A 5344-nucleotide genomic window follows, 5' to 3' on the forward strand; every position below is an offset into this window, starting at 1 on the left:
GCTTTGGATCTATCACCATAACTTTATTCTCATTAGTTATATAAATATCTCTGCACCTTGCATCAAGTTTAACAAACTTTAATTTTTTAAACTCTTCAATTAAATAATATAAACTTTCTGATATTTCATAGTTAAATCCTTTTTTCTTAATATAATGATCTAACCTCTTCCCATGAACCTTGTCCCTTACCATATAAAAACTGCCTATATTGTACAATCTAGGGAAGTATTTTGATCTACTAACCTTTTTAAGTATTTCTCCTTCTTCTTTGCAACATTTTGACTCCTTAAAGATCTTAATTGCCTTATTTTCTGGCAATTCATAAACTATTCCATTATGACCTTCTCCAAGAAATACAGCACTTTTAAAAAGTTCCTCCGTTTCAGAATCAAAATCAGCTGAATAAGAATAGCTTCTAGGCATAAAACTCTCCCCAAAAATTATTATTACTATATACTATTATTTCCAAGGAAATAATATAACAAATCTTTATTCAAAAATAACTGATTCTGGTTTTACTGTATCTCCATAAGCTGGAGCTAAAGTCTTTTCAAATGCTTCTTTAAAGAATCCTTCACTAATTAAAGTATCTATCTCTTTATTTAACCACTCTAAAAGTTCAGTATCTCCTTTTTTAACTGCTGGCGCAATTGTATCCTCATCACCTAATGAAGTAATATAAGTTGTATATCCTGGATTTTCTTTTGCCCAAGCAAATAATAAAGTATTATCATGTGCTAAAGCATCTCCTCTACCATCTGTTAGAGCTGCAAAAGTTTCTGTATTTTGTTCATATTTAATTAGTTCTATATCTGGATAATTTTTAGTAAAGTAACTTTCTGCTGTAGTTCCTTTATTAACTAAAAGCTTTTTATCCTTTAATTCTTCAACTGATTTAATAGGTGATCCATCAGATGATACTACACCTAACGCAACCTTCATATAAGGATTTGCAAAGTCAACTTTTTCTTTTCTTTCTGGAGTTACAGTAAAGTTTGCAAGGATTATATCTACTTTATTTGATTCTAAGTATTCTACTCTGTTAGCTGCCTCAACTAATACATATTCAACCTTGTTTTCATCTCCAAGTAAATCCTTTGCTATTCTCTTTGCTAAATATACATCATAACCTTGATTTTCTCCTTTTTCATCAACAAAGCCAAATGGAGGTTTGTCGCTAAATACTCCAATTCTCACTTTTCCTTCATTCTTTATTTTATCAATTGATGACTGATTTTCTTGTGGCTTTTGACTACATCCAACTAGCACCCCCACTGCTAATACAACTGTAAAAATTACTGATAATAGTTTCTTCATATTATTTACACCATCCCTTTTAAAATTTTTAATATTTTATTACTTATTGCTTATTATTTTAAAATGAAAAAATGAAGGAAGTTTTGAAATGCAAAACATCTTTTGTTTTAAAGATTTCCTTTGAAAAATCTGTAAGGATTTTTTTAGACATTCTTTCATTTTTTAATTTTTTAATTCTTTCATTAATAACTTTCCCTACTTATATAAATCAAAAGATGCTAAAAAGCTTTTAGCTCTTTCAGTTTTTGGATTATTAAAGAATTCCATAGGAGTAGTTACTTCTACTAATTTTCCTTCTTCCATAAAAACTATCTTATCTGCTACATGCTTTGCAAATTCTAATTCATGGGTTACAACTATCATAGTCATTCCATTCTTCGCAAGCTCTAATAGTACCATTAAAACTTCTCTAACCATTTCTGGATCTAAAGCTGCTGTAACTTCATCAAAAAGCATTATTTCAGGATTCATGCATAAGGCTCTTACTATTGCAATTCTTTGCTTTTGACCTCCTGATAATTCTCTTGGATAAGAAAATTTTCTATTAAATAAACCAACTCTATTTAATAATTCATCTGCTTGTTTTTCTGCTTCTTCCTTTTTTCTATTTTGAGCCTTTGTAGGTCCAAGAAGTATATTATTAATTACATTTAAGTGAGGGAATAATTCATAGCTTTGAAAAACCATCCCTACTATTCCCCTTACCTTTTCAAAAGGTATTTCTTTCCCTAATAAACCATAGCCTTCAAGATGGATTTCTCCTTTACTTATTTCCTCCAAGCCATTTATACATCTTAAAAACGTACTTTTCCCACAGCCAGAAGGTCCAAGTACTACTACAACTTCGCCTTTTTTAACTTCTAAATCTATTCCTTTTAATGCTTCAACTTCTCCATATTTCTTTTCTAGGCCTTTCACCCTTAATAAAACATTATCACTCATAATTCTTCCCCCTTAGTTTAACTTTCTTTCAAGAGCTTTTGCCCCTAATGAAATAGGGAAGCAAATAATAAAATAAATTATTAGCATAAAGCCATAAATCCAAAACGGAGTTAGAGGCTCTGTTAAAATAGACCGTTCAATGATTTGCTGACCAACTTTAACTAAATCTACTGTTCCAATTAAAGTCATTAAAGTAGTGGTCTTAATCATTCTTGTAGTTAAATTGATTATTCCAGGCAAAACCCTCCTTATACTTATTGGAATTATAATAAATCTATAGGTTTTTATCTTATTTAAAGATAATGCCATAGCAGATTCATAATATATTTTAGGAATAGAGGTTATTGCACCTCTTACTAAATCTCCTATCTCAGCAGTTCCCCATAATGTGAAAACTATATATCCAACTAGTATTGAATCTATATGGATATTTAAAACTTTAGGAATTCCAAAGTAAAATATAAAAAGCCATACCATTATAGGTACAATCCTTATACTTTCAAGATATATAAAGGAAATGCTTTTAATAACCTTGTTTCTACTAGTCATAATAATTCCAAATAAAATTCCTAAAATAGTTGATAGTATTACTGAAACTAAAGCTATATTTAATGTTACAGCTAGTCCCTCCATTAACCTTTTTAAATTATCTATATTAAATATTGTGTTATTGGCCAAATTCCCCATACCTTAACCTCCTTTCTAAAAATCTACTAAATATTGAGATTGGAAGTAAGATAATAAGATAAAATATAACTACTAATATTAATGCTTCACTTGTCTTATAATACATTCCAATAACATCTTTAGTTACAAACATAAGCTCTACTACTGCAATTGATGCAATAATTGATGTCTCCTTAACTAAAAAAATAGCATTAGCTACTATTGATGGTATTGAAATCGAAAAACTAATTGGCATTATAATACTAGTCAGTATTTGCTTCTTACTAAGGCCTAAAGCTTCTCCACTTTCAATTTGTGATTTTGCAACAGCATCAACTCCTCCTCTAAAGGTTTCAGCCATATAAGCTCCTCCTAAAAAAGCTAGTCCTATTACTCCACAAGCAAAACCACTAAGCTTTATTCCAAACTTAGTTAGTCCATAATAAAGAAAAAAAACTTGAATAAGTAAAGGTGTATTTCTTGAAAATTCTATATACACCTTAGAAGTTATAGTTAAAATCTTCAAATTAAAATATCTTGCTGTTTCTATTAATAGCCCAATTAAAATAGATAAAATTATAGAAACTACCGCAAGCTTTACAGTCATAATTGTACCTTGCATAAATGTAGGTATAATTTCTCTAATAAAATTAAAATCTATGTCCATTTACATTCCCCCATTGTAAAGTCATTTAAGTTCACAGTACGTAAACTAAAATACAATTTTCTTCTCTCTTTGTTTTTCCTCAACCTTTAATTATTTCCGTTTTATTATCCCTACTATTCCGATATGTTTTGTTGTTAATATTCTATATTCTATATATACTGTTTATTTTTGTCAATAGAATTATTCCTATTTTTAACTTTTATTTTGGCTGTGAAATCCCATTCATCCTATTTACCTTAGAAAGGTTATTGGTTTATATTTATTATTAAACTTTTCAACATATAAAGATTAATATCGCCTTAAAAATCTCGTTATCATTATATTTATTCTTGTAGATTATTTATATAATTTGTAAAGTGTATGAAATATTTTAGCTTAATTATTAATGTTACAAATATAACAACCCATAATTAGTTTATGCGTTAATTTATCCTTTGTGAGAAATATAATTGCATAAAAAAAGGCTGTTATAGAAACAGCCTAATTAACATTTAATAATTTTTTTATTTTTCATTACAAGACAACACCTTAAGTTATCTTTCATTTTTCATTTTTATCGTCCGACAATACCTTAGCTTATCTTTCACTGCCTAAGAATACAACACCTATTGTTCCAGGACCACCATGAGTACCTATAACCGCTCCAATCGAGTTAATTATTACACCTTTAACATTATACTCATTTAATATCATTTCCTTAACTGCTAATACATCTTCTAAACAGTCAGCATGGCATAAAAATATAGTTTGATCTTCTATATTTTCTCCTTTTTCTTTAATTAAATTAACTAAGTGCTTTAGAGCTTTCTTTCTTCCTTTTAGCTTTTCAGCAGGAACCACTCCACCATCATTGTCAATTTTTAAAGTAGGTTTTATTCCAAGTAATCCACCAACTACAGCAACAGCTCCAGAAATACGTCCACCCCTCTTTAAATGATTTAAATCATCTACAGTGATTCCATGAATTACTTTTCTTTTTATTGATTCTAAATGATTAACTATTTCTTCAATAGTATTATTATTTTTTATCATTTCTACAGCCTTATATATTAATAAGCCCTCTCCAACTGATACGCTTAGAGAATCAACTATATTAATTTTAGCTTCTGGATATTCTTCTAATATCATCTTTCTAGCAGTTACAGCACTACTAATAGTTCCACTCAATACTGATGATAAACCTATGTATAAGATTGTTTTACCTTCCTTAGTATACTTCTCAAACATTTCATGAAAAGTTCCTACATTAACTTGAGTAGTAGAAGGCATAGCCCCTTCCCTTACAGCTTTAAAAAAGTCCTCATGCTTTAATGTTTGTCCTAAGTCATCTGGTATAAATTCTCCATTTAAATTTACCATTAACGAAGCTATATCAATATCATTTTCTTTAATAAAATCTATAGATAAATCACATGCTGAATCTGTAATTAATTTTATACTCATATTATTCAACTCCTATAAGTTTCTTAATTTTTAATCATATTATATCTTCAACTCATTCCATTGTCAAATGTTTTGATGGTCAAAATATAATTGTATGAAAGATATTATATCCCCATTCCCCCTAACAATATCTAAAACATAGTAAGTCATAAAACGCGAATATAACTGCAAAGATAAATAGAATATGCTAGTAGATAACCATTTGAAATACCAAAATTTGAAAATTAAGTAGTTAAAAAATTAAAATACTGCATATTCTTCTAAATAATACAGTATTTATACGAATGTATTTATTATTTATATAATAT

The 5344-nt window shown here is 28.5% G+C and carries 6 protein-coding genes; all 6 read right to left on the reverse strand.

Annotation, left to right across the window (positions count from 1 at the left end; genetic code table 11):
* Positions 1–424 (reverse strand): protein kinase (locus E6248_RS12550; protein WP_316341137.1); only part of this gene is annotated, 424 nt, incomplete at its 3' end.
* A 66-nt stretch (positions 425–490) separates the two neighbouring features.
* Entirely contained in the window at positions 491–1318 is an 828-nt protein-coding gene (locus tag E6248_RS12555; protein WP_316341138.1) for a cysteine ABC transporter substrate-binding protein, read from the reverse strand.
* Positions 1319–1513: 195 nt separating this feature from the next.
* Entirely contained in the window at positions 1514–2260 is a 747-nt protein-coding gene (locus E6248_RS12560) for an amino acid ABC transporter ATP-binding protein (protein WP_316341139.1), read from the reverse strand.
* 12 nt (positions 2261–2272) lie between these two features.
* Entirely contained in the window at positions 2273–2947 is a 675-nt protein-coding gene (locus tag E6248_RS12565; RefSeq protein WP_316341140.1) for an amino acid ABC transporter permease, read from the reverse strand.
* Positions 2928–3593, reverse strand: a complete 666-nt coding sequence (locus tag E6248_RS12570; protein WP_316341141.1) for an amino acid ABC transporter permease — start codon at positions 3591–3593, stop codon at positions 2928–2930. The genes E6248_RS12565 and E6248_RS12570 overlap by 20 nt, the downstream gene beginning before the upstream one ends.
* 576 nt (positions 3594–4169) lie before the next feature.
* On the reverse strand, positions 4170–5036 hold the full coding sequence (locus E6248_RS12575) for a DegV family protein (protein WP_316341142.1): 867 nt from the start codon (positions 5034–5036) through the stop codon (positions 4170–4172).
* Positions 5037–5344: the final 308 nt, after the last annotated feature.

The sequence above is a fragment of the Clostridium sp. genome (assembly GCF_032552055.1).
Lineage (GTDB): Bacteria > Bacillota > Clostridia > Clostridiales > Clostridiaceae > Clostridium.

Coding starts and splice junctions, on each gene's coding strand:
- E6248_RS12555 (WP_316341138.1), bottom strand. CDS start 1,318: ATGAAGAAACTATTATCAGTAATTTTTACAGTTGTATTAGCAGTGGGG.
- E6248_RS12560 (WP_316341139.1), bottom strand. CDS start 2,260: ATGAGTGATAATGTTTTATTAAGGGTGAAAGGCCTAGAAAAGAAATAT.
- E6248_RS12565 (WP_316341140.1), bottom strand. CDS start 2,947: ATGGGGAATTTGGCCAATAACACAATATTTAATATAGATAATTTAAAA.
- E6248_RS12570 (WP_316341141.1), bottom strand. CDS start 3,593: ATGGACATAGATTTTAATTTTATTAGAGAAATTATACCTACATTTATG.
- E6248_RS12575 (WP_316341142.1), bottom strand. CDS start 5,036: ATGAGTATAAAATTAATTACAGATTCAGCATGTGATTTATCTATAGAT.